Annotated in this window: 19 protein-coding genes; 13 read left to right on the top strand and 6 right to left on the bottom strand. The window is 60.9% G+C overall.

All coding sequences use genetic code 11. The features are described from left to right. Window positions 1-98: 98 nt before the first annotated feature. The 3 genes from pgi to ACLGL5_RS31940 form a co-directional block, all read right to left on the bottom strand. Window positions 99-1754 carry a glucose-6-phosphate isomerase gene (gene pgi / locus ACLGL5_RS31950; protein ID WP_069092872.1) on the bottom strand — a complete coding sequence of 552 codons (1656 nt, stop codon included), beginning with the start codon at window positions 1752-1754 and terminating at the stop codon, window positions 99-101. Then, window positions 1751-2854 carry a transaldolase gene (gene tal / locus ACLGL5_RS31945; RefSeq protein WP_069092871.1) on the bottom strand — a complete coding sequence of 368 codons (1104 nt, stop codon included), beginning with the start codon at window positions 2852-2854 and terminating at the stop codon, window positions 1751-1753. Before tal ends, pgi begins: the two co-directional genes overlap by 4 nt. Window positions 2855-2916: 62 nt before the next feature. Continuing rightward, entirely contained in the window at window positions 2917-3195 is a 279-nt protein-coding gene (locus tag ACLGL5_RS31940) for a DUF982 domain-containing protein (protein WP_245307211.1), read from the bottom strand. 602 nt (window positions 3196-3797) lie between these two features. Between ACLGL5_RS31940 and ACLGL5_RS31935 the strand changes: the two genes are divergently transcribed. Then, on the top strand, window positions 3798-4400 hold the full coding sequence (locus tag ACLGL5_RS31935; RefSeq protein ID WP_494372830.1) for a carbonic anhydrase: 603 nt from the start codon (window positions 3798-3800) through the stop codon (window positions 4398-4400). 162 nt (window positions 4401-4562) lie between these two features. On the opposite strand, the gene ACLGL5_RS31930 is transcribed toward ACLGL5_RS31935, so the two are convergent. Together ACLGL5_RS31930 and ACLGL5_RS31925 are read right to left on the bottom strand one after the other, a co-directional pair. Beyond that, the gene (locus ACLGL5_RS31930) at window positions 4563-7127 is read right to left on the bottom strand and encodes a membrane-bound PQQ-dependent dehydrogenase, glucose/quinate/shikimate family (protein ID WP_069092869.1); all 2565 of its coding nucleotides are present in this window, start codon (window positions 7125-7127) and stop codon (window positions 4563-4565) included. A gap of 602 nt (window positions 7128-7729) precedes the next feature. Continuing rightward, window positions 7730-8767: a LacI family DNA-binding transcriptional regulator gene (locus ACLGL5_RS31925; RefSeq protein WP_245307209.1), complete on the bottom strand. Its 1038-nt coding sequence runs from the start codon at window positions 8765-8767 to the stop codon at window positions 7730-7732. A 199-nt stretch (window positions 8768-8966) separates the two neighbouring features. On the opposite strand from ACLGL5_RS31925, the gene ACLGL5_RS31920 reads away from it, so the two are divergent. From ACLGL5_RS31920 to ACLGL5_RS31900, 5 genes are read left to right on the top strand one after another with little or no spacing between them, the layout of a single operon-like run. Next, window positions 8967-10010 (top strand): ABC transporter substrate-binding protein, encoded by a 1044-nt coding sequence (locus ACLGL5_RS31920; protein WP_069092867.1) that lies wholly within the window; start codon window positions 8967-8969, stop codon window positions 10008-10010. A 36-nt stretch (window positions 10011-10046) separates the two neighbouring features. Then, a complete protein-coding gene (locus ACLGL5_RS31915) occupies window positions 10047-11084 on the top strand; it encodes an ABC transporter ATP-binding protein (protein ID WP_069092866.1) in 1038 nt (345 codons plus the stop codon). Continuing rightward, complete coding sequence (locus tag ACLGL5_RS31910; protein ID WP_069092865.1) at window positions 11081-11968, top strand: ABC transporter permease; 888 nt, start codon at window positions 11081-11083, stop codon at window positions 11966-11968. Before ACLGL5_RS31915 ends, ACLGL5_RS31910 begins: the two co-directional genes overlap by 4 nt. Continuing rightward, the gene (locus ACLGL5_RS31905; RefSeq protein WP_069092864.1) at window positions 11961-12752 is read left to right on the top strand and encodes an ABC transporter permease; all 792 of its coding nucleotides are present in this window, start codon (window positions 11961-11963) and stop codon (window positions 12750-12752) included. The genes ACLGL5_RS31910 and ACLGL5_RS31905 overlap by 8 nt, the downstream gene beginning before the upstream one ends. Window positions 12753-12766: 14 nt before the next feature. Next, on the top strand, window positions 12767-13687 hold the full coding sequence (locus ACLGL5_RS31900; protein ID WP_069092863.1) for a phosphorylase family protein: 921 nt from the start codon (window positions 12767-12769) through the stop codon (window positions 13685-13687). A gap of 357 nt (window positions 13688-14044) precedes the next feature. On the opposite strand, the gene ACLGL5_RS31895 is transcribed toward ACLGL5_RS31900, so the two are convergent. Then, window positions 14045-15073: a LacI family DNA-binding transcriptional regulator gene (locus ACLGL5_RS31895; protein WP_069092862.1), complete on the bottom strand. Its 1029-nt coding sequence runs from the start codon at window positions 15071-15073 to the stop codon at window positions 14045-14047. Window positions 15074-15429: 356 nt separating this feature from the next. Here ACLGL5_RS31895 and ACLGL5_RS31890 point away from each other — a divergent pair, with 356 nt between their 5' ends. From ACLGL5_RS31890 to ACLGL5_RS31860, 7 genes are all read left to right on the top strand, one after another. Beyond that, a complete protein-coding gene (locus tag ACLGL5_RS31890; RefSeq protein ID WP_069092861.1) occupies window positions 15430-17043 on the top strand; it encodes an extracellular solute-binding protein in 1614 nt (537 codons plus the stop codon). 82 nt (window positions 17044-17125) lie between these two features. Continuing rightward, window positions 17126-17986, top strand: coding sequence for a carbohydrate ABC transporter permease (locus ACLGL5_RS31885; protein WP_023769530.1), 861 nt, complete (start codon window positions 17126-17128; stop codon window positions 17984-17986). After that, complete coding sequence (locus ACLGL5_RS31880) at window positions 17983-18939, top strand: carbohydrate ABC transporter permease (protein ID WP_069092860.1); 957 nt, start codon at window positions 17983-17985, stop codon at window positions 18937-18939. The genes ACLGL5_RS31885 and ACLGL5_RS31880 overlap by 4 nt, the downstream gene beginning before the upstream one ends. Then, complete coding sequence (locus ACLGL5_RS31875) at window positions 18936-20027, top strand: ABC transporter ATP-binding protein (RefSeq protein WP_069092859.1); 1092 nt, start codon at window positions 18936-18938, stop codon at window positions 20025-20027. Before ACLGL5_RS31880 ends, ACLGL5_RS31875 begins: the two co-directional genes overlap by 4 nt. Window position 20028: 1 nt before the next feature. After that, the gene (locus tag ACLGL5_RS31870; protein ID WP_069092858.1) at window positions 20029-21090 is read left to right on the top strand and encodes an ABC transporter ATP-binding protein; all 1062 of its coding nucleotides are present in this window, start codon (window positions 20029-20031) and stop codon (window positions 21088-21090) included. 35 nt (window positions 21091-21125) lie between these two features. Beyond that, complete coding sequence (locus tag ACLGL5_RS31865) at window positions 21126-22211, top strand: Gfo/Idh/MocA family protein (RefSeq protein WP_069092857.1); 1086 nt, start codon at window positions 21126-21128, stop codon at window positions 22209-22211. A gap of 55 nt (window positions 22212-22266) precedes the next feature. Beyond that, window positions 22267-23181: a sugar phosphate isomerase/epimerase family protein gene (locus ACLGL5_RS31860; protein WP_069092856.1), complete on the top strand. Its 915-nt coding sequence runs from the start codon at window positions 22267-22269 to the stop codon at window positions 23179-23181. Window positions 23182-23208: the final 27 nt, after the last annotated feature.

Below are 23208 nucleotides of genomic sequence, written 5' to 3'. Positions count from 1 at the left end.
CTTTGATCGGATGTAGGCAACCCGATCGTCCAAGTGCTGGCTGGGTTGCGCCGCAGTATGTTGGTCGGGGCCGGAGGCGCGGCCGGGCTTAGCGCCCTTTACCTCTTTCGTTTTCGGAACCGGCGATAGCGCTCGATCAAAGCGTTGGTCGAGCTGTCATGTTGGAGATTTGGGGCTTGGGAGGTTTCCAGTTCAGGGGTTGTTTTCTCGGCCAGGGCCTTGCCCAGCTCAACGCCCCATTGGTCAAAAGAGTCGATGTTCCAGATGACGCCTTGCGTGAAGACGCTGTGCTCGTAGAGCGCGACCAGGCTGCCCAGGGTCCTTGGGGTCAGGCGCTCGGCAAGCAAGGTATTGGTGGGGCGGTTGCCTTCACAGGTGCGGTGCGGAACCAGCCAGTCCGGGGTCCCTTCGGCCCTGACCTCCTCTTCCGTCTTGCCGAAGGCCAGAGCCTCGGTCTGCGCGAACAGATTTGCCATCAGGAGATCGTGGTGCCGCCCAAGCGGGTTCAATGCCCGACAAAACCCAATGAAGTCGCATGGAACCAGTTTGGTGCCCTGGTGAATGAGTTGGTAGAAGGAATGCTGCCCGTTGGTGCCAGGTTCGCCCCAATAGATCGGCCCTGTCTGGTAATCGACTTTCGTGCCGTCAAGCGTGACGTGCTTGCCATTGCTTTCCATCATCAGCTGCTGGAGGTAGGCGGGAAAACGCTTCAGATATTGCTCGTAGGGCAGCACCGCGACCGTCTGCGCTTCGAAGAAATTGGTGTACCAAACTGCGAGCAGGCCCATCAGGACCGGCAGGTTCTGATCGAACGGCGCGGTGCGGACGTGCTGGTCCATGTCGTGGAAACCCGACAGCATCGCGTGGAAATTCTCCGCGCCGATGGCGAGCATGGTGGACAGGCCGACTGCTGAATCCATCGAATAGCGGCCGCCGTCCCAATCCCACATGCCAAACATCTGATTGGTGTCGATGCCGAATTCAGCGACCCCTTCGGTACTGGTCGAGACGGCGACGAAATGCCGGGCCACCGCCTGCTCGTCGCCTAACTTTCGCAGGATCCATTCCCGTGCGGTGTGGGCGTTGGTCAGCGTTTCCAAGGTCCTGAACGTCTTCGAGCAGATGATGAACAGCGTTTCTTCAGGATTCAAATCCCGCGTCGCCTCCACGAAGTCGGTACCGTCGACGTTCGAGATGAAGCGGAAAATCATGTCGCGCCGGCTGTAGTGGCGCAGCGCTTCATAGGCCATGACCGGCCCGAGGTCCGAGCCGCCGATGCCGATATTGATGATGTTGCGTATCGGCCGGCCTGAATGGCCGCGCCAGGCGCCTCTGTGAATCTTGTCCGTGAAGTCGGCCATCTTGCCGAGCACCTCGTGAACTTCCGGCACAACGTCGATACCGTCGACAAAAATTCGCTCGCCAATAGGCGCGCGCAGGGCCGTATGAAGCACCGCGCGCCGCTCCGTCACATTAATCTTCTGACCGCTGAACATCGCTTCGAGGCGCTCACGCAACCCGCAGGCCTCGGCAAGTTGAACGAGAAGCTGGACCGACTCGGCCGTGATGCGGTTTTTCGAATAGTCGAGATAAAGTCCGCAGGCTTCGATGGCGAAACGCTTGCCACGCTGGGGATCATCGGCGAAGAGCTGCCTCAGATGCAAAGGGCGCACTTCCTGGCAATGCGCCAGCAGCGCCTGCCATGCTGGAAGTTCCGCAAGCGGCAACGTCCTGGTCGCATGAGACTCTCTCATGATCCCAGCGCCGAACCGCGAGAACGATGCAACTGCTCGCTCTTCGAAGCGATGACGGCCATCAGATCGTTCCATGATTTGGTGAAGGATTGGGCGCCTTCCAACTGGAGCTGCGCGGCAAGCGCCTGAATGTCGACGCCGGCTTTTGCGAAGCCGGCAAGAACGGTTTCGCTGTCGCCGCCATCCTCCCGCATGATGCCGCGCAAAACACCCTCTTTCGAAAACGCATGGAGTGTCTTCTCTGGAACGGTGTTTATGGTAGCCGGCGCAGCGAGCGCTTCGATGTAATAGGATTGCGGAAGCTGCGGATCCTTGGTCCCGGTGCTCGCCCATAGCAGACGCTGGGAAAGTGCGCCGGCATCGGCCAGCTTGCGCCATCCGGTAGAGGCAAGCCGCTCCCGGTAGGCTTTATAGACTTGCCCGGATATGGCGATACCGAGACGGTTCCGCAGCGCGGGGCTAACCTTGTCCATGACCGCCTTGTCCCAGCGGCTGACGAAGATCGAGGCGACAGAGGCGATCTTCGGGTCGAGCCTGGCGTTGATCCGCCGCTGAATGCCTCGGCAATACGCGTCGGCCGCCGCTATGTACTGCTCGCACGAAAACAGCAACGTCACGTTCACAGGCACGCCGGCGAAGATCGATTCCTCGATGGCCTCGACGCCTGCGCGGGTGCCGGGAATCTTGATGAACAGGTTGGAACACCGCGCCTGCTTGTGCAGCCGCTTGGCGGCTTCGACGGTAGCGCCGGCATCATTGGCCAGCAAAGGCGACACTTCCAGGGAAACCCAGCCATCAATGCCGCCCGTCGCCTCATGGACTGGCCTGAACAGCGCTGCGGCCTCCGTCAGGTCTTCGAGTGCCAATTTGAAGAACAGCTGCTCACCGTTTTGCCCTTCCTTGTCTTTTCGGTGAAGGGCTTCGTCGTAAGCAGTGCTGTTCTTAATCGCCTCATCGAAAATCGTAGGGTTCGACGTCAATCCTGTCACCGAAAAGTCGGTGCAATAGCGTTTAAGAGTGCCGCTGCTCAGCAGATCGCGGGTAATGTTGTCCAACCAGAGGCTCTGGCCGAGTTCATGCAATCGGGTTGTTGCGTTCATGGCGACCTCGCTGGTGGGCGAGAAAGTGATTCACCTCGCCAGTCTCATAATCGGCGCGCAGCTCACTCTACCAATATGCGCGCTTCCCGAGCTGCGTCGATGAAGGCGTCTCTCGCGACGTCAGCCGAAACACTGCCGTTCAAGGCCTGCTGGCATGCCCGTTTCGCGGATCGGTGCTTATCGCTACCTCCGTCACGCCAATGCTCGTTAAGCAGGTCAAAAGCTTGTCGAGCGTTGGTCAGGTTTCGGATGTCGCCGCTTATGCCGGTGGCAACGGATATTGGCTTGGAAAACCACGCATCGTACATGGGGCCCGCCTCGAACTGGCTGAACTGTTCCAACGCGCTTCGCCAGGCGAAGTTTCATCGACAGGCATCACCCTTGCGTGAATAGCAGCGGCGCGTTTGAGAGCGGTCGCGCCGGAAAAGGCAGCAAGGAGGCTATGGTGTGGAAGAGCGGACCGGATGCGCTCATCTCTTGCTACTCTGATCGGGAAAGAGTTATCTGCGGAATACAACGCAGTTTGCTAGTCAATAGAAGCGCCGTGTCGAGGACCAGATCGCTATCGAGTGTGATATTCCCGCGAATGACTGTCTGTTGCCTTCCAGATGCAAACGGCGAACGCTGCCGCACTTTTCGTTGGAACCCAAACGCCGCAGGCGCAGTTGGCCGCGAAGCGCGGAACTTCGGCCTTAGTCGCAGTGCATGCAATCGCGGATTGCGAACCGAGAGGAGCCAACCATGTCCCAATTACTGAACCCGAGAACCCCCCCTCGATCGACGGGCCCGTAAACAAAAAACCAAGCCGAACAGATCCAGGATGCGAGCTCGAAGTTGATCGCGAAACTGGGGCCCGCTAGACTTCGAGGCGATACTGTAAGACTAGGGCCGCCGACTTTCACACGTCGCCGCAAGCAAGCGGAAAGCCTTGCCGGAATTAATGATGATTGAAGACCTTTTTGTCCGAAACAAAATTTGGTCAGACGCACGGAAAGCCGAAAGGGTTGATTATTTTCAACGTCTTTCGAGTCTGCAAAATCCTGAATACCTCTGGATCGGCTGCTCTGATAGTCGCGTACCAGCTAATGTCATTGCCGGGTTGGAACCTGGCGAGGTTTTTGTGCATCGCAACGTCGCCAACCTCATCCATCCCACCGATCTGAATATGCTCTCCGTCGTCGAATATGCTGTAAATCAACTCGGCGTGCGGCACATCATTGTTTGCGGGCATTACGGCTGCGGTGGCATCCGTGCCGCTATAAGCGGCCAACGTCTGGGGCTTATCGATCATTGGCTGCAACCAATCAGAGATGTTGCCGAGGTCGAATTCGAATGCCGGGAGTTGGGTACTTGGAGCGACACGGATCTTGACCGGCTCTGCGAGTGCTCAGTCGCGTCCCAAGTGAAACGTCTTGCACGCACGCCCATCCTGCATGCGGCATGGAGGTCAAATAAGAGCGTATCGATCCATGGTTGGATATATGGATTGAAGGACGGTTTGCTCTCTGACCTGAACTGTACCATAGCCAGCAACCAGGGTATCTGAGTTCGTTTAGCTGGGGCACGTACCCTTTCCTGGGCGCGATCTTGCACGCAGACAGCCCGAAAATCTCAAAACCCAGCGGCAAGCTGACACCCGGTTGGCTTGTCCCCAGGTGTCGTCATGACGCTCTCCTTGTTGCCAGTCCGAACGGACTGGTCCTCGCTGTCAAAGCGCGTTTGGGAGGGCGTAAGCGATGATCGCATCGCCGGCCTCTGTGCCCGTCGATCCGTGGCCGCCGGCAACAACGACGAGGTACTGCCGCCCATCCGCGCCCTTGTAGGTGGAGGGCGTCGCCTGTCCTCCCGCCGGCAACCGGTCGCGCCAGATTTCGGCTCCGGTTTTTAGATCATAGCCGCGGATGTAGTAGTCGAGAGTGCCGCTTAGAAAGGCAACACCCCCTTTGGTGATGATCGGCCCGCCAATGCCGGGCACTCCCATCTTGAACGGCACTGGAACAGGCGACAGGTCACGCACCGTGCCGTTAACGTGCTTGTAGACAATCTGGCCGTTGGTCAAGTCGACGCCGGCGATATAGCCCCAGGGCGGCGACTGGCAGGGCAGGCCTAGGGGTGACAGGAAGGCACCCATCTTGGCCGCATAGGGCGCACCAAAATTCTCGTTGAACACGTCCTGTCCATCCTTGCTGATGACCCGAGCATAGGCGTCGGGACGTGGCACGAGCTTGGACGTGAAGGCCAGATAGACCGGCATGGCGAACATCACTTGACGGTCCGGGTCTACGGCCACCCCGCCCCAGTTGAACGTGCCGAAATTCCCGGGATAGATGATCGAGCCTTTTGTCGTGGGGGGCGTGTAGCGCCCATCGTAGGTGAGACTGCGGAAGGCAATACGGCAGGCAAGCTGGTCGAGTGGGGTCGCCCCCCACATATCCTTTTCCGTGAGCGGCACGGGTTTGAACGAAATGGTCGACACGGGCTGGGTTGCCGCAGTGGTATCGCCTTTGACAGCACCACTCGGTGCCGGCTCCTCGGTAACCGGCAGAACCGGCACGCCGGTCTTCCGGTTGAGCACATAGACCTCGCCTTGCTTGGTAGGAGCCACCAGCGCCGGCACCTGCTTACCGCCAATGGTGAGATCGACAAGGCTTGGCTGTGCCGGCACGTCCATATCCCATAAATCGTGGTGCACACCCTGGAAAACCCAGGCCACCTTGCCAGTGTTCACGTCGAGCGCGAGGATCGAGGATGAGAATTTCTCGACTTCTGCGCTGCGATTGACGCCGTACTGGTCGGGCGACTGGTTGCCCATCGGGAGATAGATCAAGCCGAGCTTCGCATCGTAGCTGGACACACTCCAGGAATTCGGCGCGTTTTCCGAGTACGTCTGGCCATTAGAGATCGGCGATGTCGCATCGGGCTTCTTGGAGTCAAAATTCCAGACAAGCGCTCCAGTGTAGATGTCGAATGCGCGAATGACGCCAGATGGCGAGGTCGTCGAGACGTTGTCATTTACCGCCCCGCCTACGATTACAAGATGGTCGGCGACGACGGGCGGCGAGGTTGAATAGACCGATCCCGGGGTTATGTTCGGCATGTTGGCCCACAAATTGATGGTACCGTCGTCGCCCCCAAAGCCGGGGCAAATCTTGCCAGTCTCGGCACTGAGCGAGATCAGCCGACCATCGGATGTCGGAGCGAGAAGCCGCTTCACGCAGGAAGGATCAATCGAGGCGGTAATGGTTGAGTCCTTGCGGTCGACTTCGGGATTGGGCGCGCCCCGTTTGGCCTGGCCTGTCACCACGTTCTGCGGCACGCCTGCCGCTTGCGTCGTCACTTCGGCCACACTGGCCGCGAGACGCTGTTCTTCCGTCAACACGGTCTTAGGTGAGCCGCTGACCACGTTTGCCGAGGCGGGCTGCGTTGCGCTGCTGGGCCAAGGGCTCGAAGCCGAGCCATCGAAATAAGAAACACCCCGGCATGTAAGGTGCTGAGTGGTCTGCTTCACCGTCTGCTGAAGATGCGGATCGAAGCGCCACTTCTCCTTGCCTGAAACCGCATCGAGGGCAATCACCAGATTGTGCGGTGTACAGACATACACGGTGTTGTCGATCATCAGCGGCGTGACCTCATAGGTCGCTTCGCCGGGATCGTTTGGGCCGCGGATGTCCCCGGTATGATAGGTCCACGCGACTTTCAGATTCCCGACGTTCTGCGGGGTAATCTGCGTTAGGGGCGAGTAACGGTCGCCGGCAGCCGTTCGGCCATAGGCTCGCCATTCCCCGTCAGGGACGACTGTTTCTACAGCTCGCGAGGCCGACATTCGGTTATCGGCGAAGTTGCCGCTGATATCATGGGGGGACTGCAACATTGCATAGATGCCGGCCAGCGCCGTGATGACGAGGGCGCCAGCAAGGCTTCCGCTGTAGCCATCATAGCGCGCCAGACCAGTGCTCGGCCTGTGCAGTGAGCGAACCATGGGCGGCAGCAGCAAAAGTGCGCCGAGCACGATGAGAAGGCTGCCCCGCGCCGAAAGCGCCCACCAGTCGAAACCCACTTCCCACAGCGACCAGCCAAGAGTCACCAGCAGGCTTGCGCCATAGAGTGCGAGGCCGACGGGATTGCAGCGATAAGTCAGGACCGCCGAAATCACAAGGGCAATTCCAAGGCCTATGTAAAACCATGAACCGCCAAGCGACGCGAGCCAGATTCCCCCGGCGAGCAGAGCAGCCCCTATGACCAATATTATGACTGAAAGAATTAACCTATACATGACGTTACCACGCGTTTTTGCCGCATGGTTCTTTCACCAAGAGCTAAGGAAAAGACGTCTTCGCTACGACGCCCTGCCTGCCAGGGTACCAATCACGCGGGAGATTATTCCCCCAAACGGCCAGCCTCTGATAACGTTCCCGATACGGACGTTAACAATCCGTCATAACTAAGAGTCGGGGCCGCACGGAGGATCAAAAGTGGCGTGGCCAAATCCGGCGTAAGGGCTCGAAGTACGGCATTGGTTCCGAACCTTCAAAAGAGCTACGGACATAGCCACCTCACAAAGCCTTGTTGCGTGGTCCCCAACGGGAGATCCGTCAGGCGCGCGAATCCCGAGGGCGTTGCGTTTACAATCTTCGCGACCCTCATTGGCGCACTTCAGCTAGCCCGTGCCGTGGAGGGAACGGAATTGTCGGATCGTATCCTCGCGGCAGGAGCAGATGCCGCAAAGGCGCTGATCCGGCAGGTCCAAGACGAGGTGGCGGCCTGATGGCCGAATCTGCGGAACGGTGCTCGGCACCATTGGGAACCGCACCTGTCAGGTTCGCCAAGGATTGTCGGGCAGTACGGCTGTCTGCTTTCCCTCTTTGAGTATCGAACTCAGTCCGACTTCTTCCGGTCCAAATCTTCGCCAGGGTCGAACTCACCTTTGAACAAGACTGTCTCCACTGACCCGAGGGGATTCACGATCCTTCTCTCCAGGACTTCAACAAGTTTGCGTCCGACACCCGCCATGTCGACGGAATGAACGCCGATCTTCGCCGGCAGGAAGCGCGCCAGACGCGTGTTGTCACGCGTAATGATGTGAACGTCGCGGCCCGGCACCAGACCTCGTCTACCGAGAGCGTGCAGGGCTCCCAGAAGGCCTAGTTCGTTGGCGCATGCCAGGCCCGTCGGTGGATCCGGCGACGTCAGCAGGCGATCGAACCAGACTGCACTCGATTCCATCGTGAACGTGCCGTCACCGATCAGCGACTGGTCGATCGGAATGCCGGCCTCGGCCATCGCCCTTTGATAGCCGGCGAGGCGCGTGGCGCTCGCCTGATCCTTCTGCACGAGAAGTTGTAGAGCAATGCGTCGACAGCCCTTGTCCATGAGCCGCCGGGTCGCCTCATATGCGATCTGTTCATTGTCGATATCGACATAGGGATAGGCGATGTCCAGGTCGGTTCTTCCAAACGCGACGAACGGTATGCCCTGATCCAGCAATAGCTTGACGCGCGGATCACCCGACACCAGGCGCGTGATGATCAGGCCGTCCGCGCTATGCGCCTGAAGCAGGCGCTGCACACTTTCGACCGGGTCGTCGTCGGGCGTGGTTGAATAGATCGACAGACTATAACCCGCTTGCCGCGCGGCCAGCGTCATGCCTTCGATCAGAGGCAGCTTCGCCAGATCGGACAGGTAGTCGCGTGTCTCCATCGGCAGCACTGCCGTCAACGTCAGGGTTCGTCCGGTTTTCAGCGCGCGACCATGATGGTTCGGGACGTAGCCGAGCCGCTTCGCCGCCTCCTTGACGCGGGCTATAGTGGAGGGCAGCACTTCCGGCCCATCCTTCAGAGCGCGGGACACCGTGGTCACCGAAAGGGAAAGTTCCGCCGCGATCTGTTTTAGATTGGCCATGTCGCCCGACTTCATTTGCGAAAGCGCCGGCTGATCTTGCTGGGCATCGCAACGTTACCGGATTCGATCCGAGGGTCAAACCCAAGCTCGTAGAAGCAAACGAACCTGCCTGGCACCCGCTTGACTCGCGGCCTATTTTCAGCAATCGTAACGTTACGATTAACAAAAAGCCGATGTTATCGGCATTTTTGATGGATCTGGAGGAGGAGAAACCATGTCCCGTTTACTACGTATTTCCCTGGCAGCGATCGCGGTCTCGGTTGCCTTGCCCGTCTATGCGCAGACAGTCACCATCACCACCGCGGGCGGCGACTATGGCAATGCCATGAAGGAGGCCATGTGGGCTCCCGCTGCAAAAGAGCTCGGCTATGATGTCCGCGAGGAGACGCAAAGCGACGGCCTCGCGGCCGTGAAGATGCAGGTCACCTCCGGTGCGGTTACTACCGACATCATCCACCTGGGCTCGCCGGAAGGCGCGCAGGCGGCGGCACAGTCGCTGCTGGAGCCGCTCGACTACAAGATCATCGATCCCAATTCCGTGCCGGCCGGGGCAAAGTCCGACTACTGCTATCCGTTCGACTCCTATGGCACCGTCATGTCGTGGAACACCAAGACCTATGGCGAGAATCCGCCGAAGACCTGGGCGGAGTTCTGGGACGTTGCCAAATTCCCGGGCCGTCGCGCTCTGCGCGCCAATGCGCAAGACCTGATCGAGATCGCGCTTCTCTCCGATGGCGTAGCGCCTGCCGACGTCTATTCCGTGCTCAGCACGCCGGAAGGGCTAGAGCGCGCCATCAAGCGGCTCGAAGCGATCAAACCAAATGTCGCCGTGTGGTGGACCTCGGGAGCGCAGTCCGCGCAGTTGCTGAAAGACGGCGAGGCGGATCTGGTCGTTACCTGGAACGGACGGGCGCAGACCGTGAAAGCGGATGGCGGCGCCGTCGATTACACTTTCAAAGGTTCGGTCATCGGCACGGATTGCCTCGGGGTGCCGAAGGGTGCACCGAACAAGGAAGCGGCCATGAAGCTGATCGCGGCGATGACGCAGCCCGCGCGCGTGGCGAAGCTAACCGATTTCATTGCCTACGGTCCGGTCAATCCTGCGGGCTACGAGGGGGGCCTCATCCCAAAGGACCGTCTCAAGACCCTGGCGACCGCGCCTGAAAATGCCGGCACTTCGGTGTTCTCCAATGCCGACTGGTGGCTCAAGAACGGCGAGGCCGCACAAAAGGCGTTCGATGAAATGATGAACCGCTGAGTCTCGAATTCATCAGCCCCGAGGCTGCAGCACATGATGAAGTCGCTCCCGATCACAATCGACAGCGTGCGCAAGGCCTATGGGTCCTACGTCGCGCTGGATGATGTCTCGCTCGACATTCGTGGTGGCGAGTTCCTCACTTTGCTGGGGCCGTCGGGGTCCGGCAAGACCACGCTTCTCATGGCTCTGGCCGGTTTCGTCCGGCCCGATTCCGGCAAACTCCTGTTGGGGGATCGGGACATCACCCGCCTGGCTCCCAACAAGCGCGACATCGGCATCGTATTCCAGAACTACGCCTTGTTTCCCCACATGAACGTTTTGGCGAATGTCGAGTATCCGCTGGCGCTGCGCAAGACGCCGAAAGCCGAGGCCCGGCAGCGGGCGCTTGACGCTTTGGCACGTGTCAAGCTCGAGGGTCTGGCGGAGCGCAACATTGCTGCACTATCCGGCGGCCAGCGCCAGCGGGTGGCCCTGGCGCGGGCCATTGTCTTTGAACCACGCGTGATGCTGATGGACGAGCCGTTGTCGGCCCTCGACAAGAATCTGCGCGAAACCATGCAGTACGAGATCCGGCGTCTGCACGATGATCTGGGGATCACCACAATCTATGTGACGCATGACCAGCGCGAAGCACTGATTATGTCAGATCGGGTAGCTGTTATGAATTCCGGCCGCATCCAGCAGATCGATACGCCACAGCAGATTTATGATCGTCCATCGACCCGCTTCGTCGCGGAGTTCATGGGTGAGGCCAACATTGTGGCCCCGGGCTCGGTACGCAGAATAGACGGCGCCGATGCATCACGCGAAGCGCTGATGATCCGCGCGGAAAGTTTCCATCTTGATGCGAAGCTCGTCGGGCGAGACGGGGTAGCGCTCGATGGAGTATTGCGCGCCAAGGCGTTTCGCGGCGAGAACTGGCTTTTGACGCTGGCGCTCGACGGCGGGCAAGAGATTCTCGTCTCCATTCCGGCGGCGCTGGCCAGTGGCTGCGACGAACTTGCCCCTGGCCGACGACTGACAGCCTATGCGCCGGCGGCAAAAGTTCACGCGATGCCGGGAGCAAAAGCGTGACCGTAATCGCCGATCCTTTCCTTGCAGCAGACGCCCGACGCGAGCGGCGGTTCTTTCTCTCGCTTTCGCTGCCGGCGCTATTCATCGTTGGGCTGGCGGCGATCCTGCCCATCGTCTGGATCATTCGGCAATCCTTCCTGACCACAGGGGGTGAATACACCGTCGGCAATTACGAGAAGGTCCTATCGAGCGGACTGACATGGTCGGCGCTTGTCACAACCCTTGAACTGTCCCTGGGCACGCTGGCGATCTGCATTCTTCTCGGCACCCCGCTGGCCCTTGCTCTGGCCAGCGTCAGGCCAAGGGTGGCCAATTTGCTGATGGCCTTCGTCATGCTGCCGCTGTGGACCTCTATCCTGGTGCGCACCTATGGCTGGCTCGTGCTCTTGCGGCGCGATGGGCTGATCAATGCGGCTTTGACAGGTTCGGGCCTGACAGCGGAACCATTGCCATTGGTCTACAACTTCACTGGAACGCTCATCGGCATGGTTCACTACATGCTGCCGCTCTTCCTGCTGCCCGTCTATGCCGCGATGCGCGACATCGACGCGAACCTCGTCCGCGCGTCAGCGAGCATGGGCGCCACTCTCGGGCAAGCGATCCGCACGGTCATTCTGCCTCTTTCTGCCGGCGGCATCTTCTCGGGTTCGACCATCGTCTTCATCTACACGATAGGTTTCTTCATTACGCCGGCGGTGCTTGGCGGCGGCAAGGTAAATCCTCTCTCCATCCGGATCGAGCGCACGCTGTCGACGTTTCAGGATTGGGGGTCGGCGAGCGTCCTGGGTATTCTGCTGCTCGTTCTCATGGCGCTGATCGGCGTGATGTTCCTGGCGGCGCGACGACTGATTGCGCGCAACAATGTCAGTACAGCCCATGCTTGAGGCCTATCCAGACAACAGGCCGGCCCGCATCCTCCTGTGGAGCTTTTGCGCACTCGTAATGGCGTTTTTGATGCTGCCGACGCTTGTGGTCGTCCCGCTCTCCTTTTCGGCGTCCAATCTTCTCGAGTTCCCACCGCGCGCATACTCCTTGCGCTGGTACGAGGCTTTCTTCGGCTCGGCCACATGGATGGCCGCACTCAGGACGAGCCTGATCCTTGGCACATTGACCGCGATGGTCGCGGTGCCCCTGGGGCTGCTGGCCTGCATCTCGATAAATCGGCTCGGCGGAAAGGCCGCCGCAACCATTCAGGCTATTCTGCTCACCCCGTCCATCGTGCCGGGCATCCTGCTTGCGATCGGTCTCTTCTTTGTCCTGGCAGCGCAACATCTGGTCGGAACGCTGTTCGGCGTGCTGGTGGGACATGTGGTACTGGCCATTCCGGTTGCGTGCATTGTGCTGTTGCCTGCCATGGCCCGCTTTGATTGGAACCAGGTCCAGGCGGCGCGCAGCCTTGGCGCGGACTGGGCGAAGGCCATCGGCGGAATAATCGTTCCGCAACTTCAGATCAGTCTGTTGTCGGCCACGCTGATGGCCTTCCTGACGTCGCTCGACGAGTCCGTGATTTCGATCTTCGTCGCGAGTGGCCGCAACAGCACGTTGCCGAAGCTCATGTTCCTGTCGCTGCGCGATCAGATCGATCCGACCATCGCGGCTATCTCAACATTGTGGACCGCCATCGTCGTGGTCGCCGTCCTGATCGTGACCCTTCGTCAAAAATCCTGACCGAGACTGGAAACATGCCTATCAATCATCACGCAGCCGACGATCCGGCGTATCATTCGATGGACATACCGCAGGTGGGATTGGCGATCATCACCGGGTCGGCAAACTGGGGCCTTGCCTTTCCGGAAGATGTCGAAGTCGATGGTATCAGCACCTTGCGGCGCGACATGAGTTTTGAAACGCCTTTCGGACGCAGCGACAACTGGAAGCTGCTCGAGTTCGATGCGTCGATTACCGTCGAACGCAAGACGAAACGTGCCTTGTGCATGTATTCGCACGGCAATCCCCGCGACCATATCGATCACTCCTGCCATCGCCGTGCGTTCTGGGTGTTGATGCAAGCCGGTGTCCGGCAAGTCTTGTCCTGCTCGACCATTGGCGCCGTCAACAAGGCGATCAAGCCCGGCGACATGGTGGTGAACGCCGATATAATCGAGCTGACGCAGACGCCGTTTTCGTTGCTTCCCGGCCGACAGAGCTTCGACTGTTCGGGCAAGCAGATTGTTTGCCCGAGATGCGCGGCAGTTCTTGTCGAAACGGCCCGCCGTCATTGGCCGGCCGAATGCCGCGTCCATGGCATCGAACAGCAGTTGGTGGCCGCCCACTGTTACGGGCCGCGACTGACAACCCCGGCCGAGGCCCTGGCGTTTCGAAGCATGGGGGCGGATGTGCTCAACCATTCGATAGCCCCTGAGGCTACCTTGTCGCGAGAGATCGGCGCGTGTTTCGTGCCTTGCGCTTTCGTGACGGCGGGCTTCAACGATTACATGGACCGCAATCGCCAGCAGTTGCTGCAGGAGGACGTGTTGCCGAACCTGTCCATGACAGCCTCGCGGGTCGCGCTGGAGACTGCGGCGCGACTTCCGGTTAATCCGGAATGCTCTTGCCACGGTTTGAAGTCGCCTCAACCTGAAGAACGTTCCAGCCGGTTTTGAACCAGCGGGAGAGTCTGCATTGGTTGCGCACCGCGATGCTCTTGCAGACGGGCGGATGTCTTGCCCCCGTTAGGCTTCGGGACGAATTTGCAGACTGCCACAATGCGCGGCGATGAAGTCAAGCACCTTCGCCCGGCGCAGCCGCTTCGAGAAACGCCTCGACCACGTGAATCCGAACCAAGAGCATGGAACACATTCTTCGCAATATCCAAACCGATCGTAGTATCTTCAGGCACGGACACCTCCCTTCGAATGGTTGCAACACTCCATTCTGGCACAGCGATGCCGTCGGGGAGCGTCCACCCCATCAGCCTTGCGCCTCAAGTGGGAGGATTGCTTGCGATTGTACTATCCCCTTCAAATCTCCGGGATGCTCTCGCGAAAAATTACCTGCAGCCGTGGCTGATGCAGTTCATAGGGCAGTCCCCGGACCGCGTGGGTCAAGGTGTTGAGCGCCTCGCGGGCCTCGACGCGCGGGTTCTGGTCGATGACCGCGTCGAGCGTGCCGTCGAGCAGAAGGTCCTTGGTGCCGTCCGTCACCTCGTGACCGAGGAATATGATTTCCTTCGCGCGCCCGCGTTCCTTGAGCGCACGGGCGATGCCGGTGTTGCCGGCGCCGACATTGTAGATCGCAGCGAGATCCGGATGCCGCTCGAGCAGGGCTGACGCCTCTGAATAGGCCTTCTCGCGGTCGTCGAGCATTTCGCGCATCTCGACGATTTCGAGGTTGGGGGATTCCTCGGCGACGATATGGCGAAAACCCATCTCGCGCTCCTCGTGGCCGCGATAGGCGAGCGAGCCGGCGAAGAGCGCCACCTTGCCGGGGCGCTCCGGCCCCATGAAACGGTTGAGCAGATAGCCGGCCAGCCGCCCGGCGGCGCGGTTGTCGATGCCGATATAGGCAACCCTCGGCACATGCAGGATGTCGGAAGCGATGGTCACCACCTTGATGTCGTTGGCCGACAGCGAGCGGATCGCCTCGCGCACCGTCGGATGGTCGAGCGCGATGACGCCGACGCCTTGCGTCTGTCCGCGCAAATCCTGTAGCAGGCGGGCGAGCCGGTCGGGATTGAAGCCTTCTATGGTGGCGATGTGGACGTCGAGATCCGGTCGCGCCAAAGCCTGCGCCTCGATGTGCCGGTGCAGCATCTTGATGAAGGAATTGGTGCCGGCTGGCAGCGCGAAGTCGAGCCGGATGACCTCGCCGTGCAAAGCACGAGGCGGCACCCCGTTCGGGCTTTCGGCGATGTAGCCGAGGCGCTGCGCCATCTCGAGCACGATTTCGCGCGTGCGTGCCCGTACGCCAGGCCGGTTGTTGAGCACGCGGTCGACGGTGGCGGCGGAAACGCCGGCTTCCCGGGCAACGTCAGTCAGGGTGGTACGCACCGTTTTTCATCTCCTCAACGCATCAGGATCACCCAATGCCGGCAGCCGGCTGATGGCCACGATTCCTCGCCATCGGCGATTCTGATGGGAAATGATGTATCCGGCCTTGGCCGAAGCGCAAGCCGTCGGGCGAAATCAGCTCGACTGGCACGGCTATTCCGGGATGGGAAGATACATTTCCCATCAAATCGAGGCATCTGGAGCGGTGTATGGACCCCGGTATGACGCATTTCCTCGCCCCATTGCGATGTTGTGAGGTGTTTTGATTATTTATGATGTTGACAGCCTTCCGATACTGCCGTCAATATCCCTCATGGGCTCGTGGAGGAAACGTGAGCCCTGAGGGAGGAATTCCAATGTCTGATCTGATCCGCATATCGCGACGCCGGTTGCTGGCGTCCGGAGGAAAGGCGGCGGTGTTCGTTGCCGCCACAGGTATCGCACCGCAATTCATTCGTCCGGGCCGTGCCTTCGCTGCCGACGCATTGGCGCCAGGCATGATCGGCGGCCCGACCGGCTTCGAGGGCGCTGAGCGTTATCAATATGGCGCCGACACGCCGGAAGGCCGCGCCATCGAGGCGGCCAAGGCGCTTAAGGGCGCCGGCAAGGCGCCGGCGAAGATCGTGCTCGGCCTGTCCGATGGCTCGATCGGCCAGCTGACTCAGCCTTTCCCGGCCGGCGCGCCGTCAATCAAGGATCTCTGGGAAAAAGAGACCGGCATTCCGATCGAAATCGTCGGCCTGCCGAACGGCCAGGAATTCACCAAGACGATGCAGGACATCTCCACCAAGGGTGGGGCCTATGACATCTATTCGACCGAATGGAATCGCCTCGGCGACCTCGCCGAAACAGGCGGCATCGCCAAGCTCGATGACTTCGTTGCCCAATACAAGCCTGAATGGGATAATCCTAAGACCGGCTATGTCGACGGCGCCAAAGGCGTGTCGCTACTCAACAAATATCGCGGCTCGAACTATGGCGTGTCGCTCGACGGCGACTTCCAGACCTGGGTCTACCGCACCGACCTGTTCGGCGACGCCGCCGAACAGAAGGCCTTCAAGGACAAATATGGCTACGATCTGGCGCCGCCGAAGACCTGGAAACAGCACGGCGATATCGCCGCCTTCTTCCAGCGTCCGGACAAGGGCCTGTTCGGCTCGACCGATTTGCGCAACCAGGGCTGGGGCTACACCAATTGGTACCAGCGCTATGTCTCGATGGCCTCGCCCAATCAGTTCCTGTTCGGCGACGATGGCAAGCCGCTGATCAATTCCGAGCACGGTATCGCCGCCACCAACGAATATGTAGCTTCGCTGGCGCACCATTCCCCGGATGCGATCTCGTGGGGCTGGCCGGAGCAGTACGGCAATTTCGCCAAGGGCGGTGCAGCGATGACCTGCGCCTTCTCCAACCTGCCGAAATTCCTCGACAATGCCGGCAACAAGGATTCGGCCGTCACCGGCAAGATCGGTACGATGCTGCCGCCCGGTCGCGAGATCGACCGCAAGCTGATCAGCCGCTCGGTGCTGTGGTTCTCGCTCACCGGCATGGTCTCGGCGCAGTCAAAGAACCAGGAGGTCGCCTATCTCCTGCTGCAATGGCTGGGCTCGGCCCGCATCTACGCCTGGATGAGCGCCAATCCCGGCGGCTATCTCGATCCATTCCGGCTTTCGGACTTCTCCGATCCGCTGGTGCGCCAGACCTATCACGCCTACCACATGGATGTGGTGCGCGAGACGGTCGCCCGCACGGTGCCGACCATCAACTATCCCGGCGCCACCGCCTTCCACAATGCGCTCGACGAAAACCTCATGGCCTCGCTGACCAAGGCCAAGACCGCCGAACAGGCGATGGCCGACACCGAGGCCGAGTGGAAGAAGATCGCCCGTCGCATCGGCGAGGACAAACTGCTCGAAGCCATCCGAACCAACAAGGAGGCCTGGCCGACCGTTCTCGATCCGATCAGCTGATCCGTCTCCCTGGATCAGAGCCGGAGGGGAGGGGCGAAAGCTCTTCCCTTCGGCACTCAACGCCACCAGCAAAAGCAGCCAGATGAAGCGTTCCGTTCCTTTCGAGATATTCCGCTACGCCGCGATCCTCGCGGCGATGGCGGTGACGCTGGTGCCGATCCTGTGGATGGTGTCGATGGCCTTCAAGCCGATCGCCGAATGGTCGGCGACCGGCGCCGACCTGACATGGTGGCCGAAGAACCCGACACTCAGCAATTTCCGCTTCGTCTTCGGCGAATCCACCAACAGCCTGATCGTCGCGCTCGACCGCACCGCGCTGAAGCCGATCCTGTCGTCGCTGCTGTCGGCCGTGTTCGGCACCGCGATCGCCATGTCGGCGGGCACGGCCGCGGCTTACGGGCTGTCGCGCTTCGGCTCGGGTCAGAACCTGCCGCTGGCACTGATCCAGCTCAGGCTGTTTCCGCCGATGGCGGTGATGATCCCGGTGATGATCATGTGGGCCTTCCTGAACTTCACTGACAGCTGGTGGGGCCTGGCACTGATCTACGGCATCGTCACCTTGCCGTTCGCCTTCTGGCTGATGAAAACCTTCTTCGACGACATGCCGCGCGAGATCGAGGAAGCCGCTCTGGTCGAGGGCTGTTCGCGGCTGCGCGTCTTCACCCGCATCACGCTGCCGATGATGCGCGCGCCGCTGGCCAGTGCTGCACTCTTCGTCTTCATCCTCAACTGGTCGGATTATCTGATCGCGCTGCTTCTGACGACGCGCGAATGGGTGACCATCCCGGTCTACATGGCCTCGCTGTCGTCCTCGATGACCGGCCAGCTTTACGGTGCCAAGGCGGCCCTTGGGCTCATCGCCGCTGTGCCGCCGGTGATCATGGGCATCGCCATCCAGCGCCATCTAGTGCGTGGGCTGACTTTTGGGGCGCTCAAGCAATGAGCGCGGTGATGACGACGATTTCGGAGGGCGAGATGGACGCGCGGACAAAGCCGGCCATGCGTGACGAAGGCGCGCGGCTCGGCTTCCGGCTGACGCTGCCGGCGCAGATCCTGGTGCTGTTCATCTCGGTCTTTCCTCTGCTGATGCAGCTCTACATCAGCGTCACCGACTGGTCGCCGCTCTCGGGCCTCGGTTGGTGGAATGCCTGGGAGATGTGGAACAGTTTCGCCAACTACACCGACCTAGCCGCCGATGCCCGCTTCTGGAGCGCGCTGAAGCGTACGGCCATCGTCATGATCGTCTGCGTGCCGGCGGAGTTCCTGCTCGGCCTCGCACTGGCGACGCTATTCGCCGACGATTTCCCCGGCAAACGCATCTTCTATTCGATCCTGCTGATGCCGATGATGGTGGTGCCGGCGGTGGCCGGCTACATGTTCTTCATGCTGTTCCAGTCGGGCGGCCCGGTGAACGACATCCTGTCCGCCATCACGGGCACACCAATCACCATCGCCTGGCTGTCGGACCCGACGCTGGCGCTGATCGCGGTGATGATCGCCGATATCTGGCAGTGGACGCCGCTGATGTTCCTGATCCTGCTGGCTGGCCTGGTCGGCGTGCCGGAAGACCAGATCAAGGCAGCGACCTTGCTCGGCGCCAATCCGTGGCAGCGCTTCGTCACCATCGTATTGCCGAAGATGAAGACCATCATCATCATCGCGCTGGCGATCCGGGTGATCGAGAACTTCAAGATCTTCGACACGCTCTACATCATGACCGGCGGCGGCCCCGGCGTCGCCACGGAAACGATCTCCGTCTATATCTACAAGGTCACCACGCAGGATTTGATCTGGGGCTATGTCGCGGCGATCGCGCTCGCCATCCTGATCGTGCTCTCCATCGTCGCCGTCTTCGCCATGAAGCGCATGGCGCGGGCAAGGCAGGTTGCGGCATGAGCGCGATCCAGCTGCGCAACCTCACCAAGACGTTCGGCGACTTCACCGCGCTGAAGACGATGGACCTCGATATAGCGGATGGCGAGTTCATGGCGCTGCTCGGGCCATCGGGCTGCGGCAAGTCGACGACGATGAACATGATCGCCGGCATGGAGGAGCCGACCAGCGGCAGGATCCTGTTTGGCGAGCGCGACATGGCCGGCGTGCCGATGGGCCGGCGCGGCGTCGGTTTCGTCTTCCAGAACTACGCCATTTTCACCCATATGAGCGTGCGCCAGAACCTCGCCTACGGGCCAAGGATGCGCGGTGCTGCCAAGGCCGAGATCGACCAGCGCGTCGGAGCCATCGCCGAGTTGCTGCAGCTGACGTCATTGCTTGACCGCAAGGCCGACCGGCTGTCGGTCAACATATTGCAGCGCGTGGCGATCGGCCGCTCGGCGATCATGGAACCGGCGATCTTCCTGCTCGACGAGCCGCTGTCCAATGTCGACGCGGCCTTCCGGGCCGTCATGCGCACCGAGCTGAAGCAGCTGCAGCGCCAGTTCAGGCAGACCATGGTCTATGTCACCCACGACCAGCTCGAAGCCATGACCATGGCCGATCGTATCGCCGTTATGGATCACGGCGTGCTGCAGCAGGTCGGCACGCCGCTCGAAGTCTACAACAATCCGGCCAATGTCTTCGTCGCCCGCTTCATCGGCGCGCCGGGCATGAACCTGCTCCACGGTAAGCCGGCGGAGAGCGATCGGGGCCTTGTCATCGATCTCGGGCCGCTGGGCATCACGCCGCCGTTACCGGACGAATTGGCGGCATCCTTGCGCGGTGCACGTGGCAACGTGCTCTACGGCTTCAGGCCGGAGCAGGTGGCTTTGGCGCAAGACGGGCGTGGGCTCGCCATGCCGGTCACCTTTGTCGAGCGCATCGGTGCGCGCACCATCGTCCATCTCGGCGAGGGCGGGGGCGCCGTGAAGGCGGTCTTCGACAATGATGTCGGGCTGGCGATCGGGCAAACCGCGGTTGTCGCCCCCGACGCGTCGTCGGTACGCGTCTTCGATGCCGCCTCTGGCGTTGCGATGAAGGCAGGTTGAGATGGCCGACATCGTCTTTCGCAATGTGACCAAGCGCTACGGCAACACACTCGCCGTCGACGACGCCTCCTTCACCGTCAACGACAACGAATTCTTCTGCTTCTTCGGGCCGCCTCTGTCGGGCAAGTCGACGATCCTGCGCCTGGTGCTCGGGCTGGAGGCACCGGACACCGGCGAAATCCTGATCGGCGGCAAGCCAGTCAACACGGTGTCGCCGGCCGAGCGCAATGTGGCGATGGTGTTCCAGAACCTGGCGCTGTTCCCGCATATGAGCGCGCGCGACAATGTGCGCTTCCCGCTGGTCGAGCGCAAAGTCGCCGAGGCCCAAATTGAAAGGCGCGTCGCCGATGTCGCCGCCAAGCTGCATATCGGCCATATCCTGCACAAGCCGCCGGCGCAGCTTTCCGGCGGCGAGCGGCAGCGCGTGGCGATCGCGCGTGCGCTGGTGCGCGACCCCAACGCCTATCTGATGGACGATCCGATCTCGGCGCTCGATGCGCGGCTGCGCGAGGAGACACGGGTCGAGCTGAAGCGCATTCAGCGCGAGCTCGGCAAGACGCTGATCTATGTCACCCACGACCAGGAAGAGGCGATGTCGATCGCCGACCGCATCGCCATATTGGAGAATGGCAGGATCAGGCAGATCGGCGCGCCGGCCGAGATCTATGACCGTCCGGCGAGCACCTATGTGGCGCGGCTGCTCGGCTCGCCTGTCATGAACATCCTGAAATCGGCCCGGGGCGATGGCGGCGTCGAAGCGGCCGAAGGAACGATCCGCATTGCCGACAAGGCGGCTCCCGCCGATGCCGTCGAGATCGGGTTGAGGCCGGAGGATATCAAGGTCAGGCCGTGGGCGGATGGGGGCCAGGGCCGCCCGGCGCGGGTGTTCGAGGTCGAGCCGCTCGGCGGCTACACCGTGGTGACACTCGCCGCCGGGCAGGCGCGGCTGAAGGCGCTGTTGCGCGGCCAGCCTGACATCAGGCCTGACGCGATGGTGGCGATATCCTGCGAGCCGGCCCGCGTGCATTATTTCGGGCAAAGCGGAGGCGCGTTGGCGAGATGATTGCAACCGCAAGGACAGAATTTCGGGAGGAAAGCATGGCAGGCAAAGGCTTCGAGCCGGACGTTAAGGTCCGCACCAAGGAATACCGGATCGGCTGCGTTGGCGCCGGCATGATCATGGCCGAGTGCCATCTGGCTGCCTACAAGGAGGCCGGATTTCCCGTGGTGGCGATCGCCTCGCGCACCCCTGCGAACGCGCAGAAGGTCGCGACACGCTGGGGCATTCCGACCGTGCACGACACGCCGGAACAGCTGATCGAGGACTCCAATGTCGAGATCATCGACCTGGCCTTTCCGCCCGATCTGCAGCCGGCGCTGATCCGCCATGCGCTGAAGCAGAAGCACATCAAGGCGATCCTGGCGCAAAAGCCTTTGGCACTGTCGGTGGAGGAAGCCGTCAAGCTGCGCGATGAAGCGGCGAAGGCCGGCAAGATCCTCTCGGTCAACCAGAACATGCGCTACGACCAGTCGATGCGCGTACTGAAGCAGATCATGGACAGCGGTGCGCTGGGCGACATCGTCTTCGCGCAGATCGACATGCACGCCATCCCGCACTGGCAGACGTTCCTTCAAGGCTACGACCGGCTGACGCTCGCCAATATGAGCGTGCATCATCTCGATGTGCTGCGCTTCCTGTTCGGCGACCCCGACGAGATCACGACACTCACACGCAAAGACCCGCGCACTACATTCGATCATTCCGACGGCATCACCGTCTCGACGCTGCGTTTCCCCTCGGGCGTGCTTGCCGTATCGCTGGAGGATGTCTGGTCCGGCCCGCGCCAGGACGGCTACAAGGACGACCAGCACATCAACTGGCGTGTCGACGGCACCAAGGGCGTCGCCAAGGGCACGATCGGCTGGCCGACGGGCTCCGCCTCGACGCTGACCTACGCCTCGACCGAGACCACCGACGGCAAATGGGTGACCCCAAGCTGGGACACGATGTGGTTCCCGCATGCCTTCATCGGCGTCATGGAGCAGCTGCAGCACGCGGTGAAGATGGGCACGCCGCCGGCGCTCTCCGTCGCCGACAACGTCAAGACCATGGCACTGGTCGAGGCAGGCTACCGTTCGATGGCGTCGGGCCGCACCATCAAGCTTTCCGAGATCGCCATCTGATCACCGCAACTGAAACACCAGACAACTGAATCGCTTACAGGGAGGAATTCACACCATGATGCAGGCAGGTATTTTCACGGGCTATTTCCCATACGGCCTCGAAGAGACGGCGAAGAAGATCCGTGGCCTCGGTTTCAACACGGTGCAGCTCGATCTCCACTTCAAGGATGTCGACCTGTCGGCCGGCCAGATCACCAAGGACAAGGCGAAGAAGGTGCGCGACGTCTTCCGCGACCACAATCTGCCGGTTTGCTGCGTGTCGGGCTACACCAACATCATCCATCCCGACAAGGCCGAGCGCGACAAGCGCGTCGGCTACCTCAAGGAGATCATCCGCAACGCGCGCGAATTCGGTTCGCCCTACGTGATCTCGGAAACCGGGACCTACAACACCGAATCCGACTGGGTGCATCACCCCAAGAACAAGACCGAGGAAGGGTTCGAGGAATGCCGCAAGGTGATCGCTGACCTTGCCCAGACGGCCTATGACCACGGCGCTGTGTTCCTGCTCGAAACCTATGTCAACAACGTCGTCGGCTCGGTCGAGGAGACGGTAAAGATGTTCGCGCAGGTCGACCATCCCGGCCTTGGCCTGCTGATGGATCCGACCAACTATTTCGAGACGCACAACATCGACAAGATGGACCAGATCCTCAACCAGGTGTTCGACACGCTGACCGACAAGATCAGAATAGCCCACGCCAAGGACGTCAAGCGCTCGGGTGGCGACAAGTCCGAGAAGCACGCCGATATCGGCGACGAGGATGCACTGGAGAGCCACACCTTCCGTGGCGTCGGCGAGATCGAACTGCCGGCGCCCGGCCTCGGTTCGCTGAACTACGACCTCTATCTCAAGCGGCTGTCGGAAAAGCATCCGAACATCCCGGTCATCATCGAGCATCTGTCGGAAGACGACGTGCCGCGCGCCAAAAAATTCCTCGACGGCAAGTTCCGCGCCAACGGGCTTTGAGATGCAATGGCGCTGCCTTTGAAAGGC

It is taken from the genome of Mesorhizobium sp. U510 (assembly GCF_059180695.1).
Note: the sequence above shows the minus strand (reverse complement) of the source record. Positions and strands in the feature narration are given on the sequence as shown.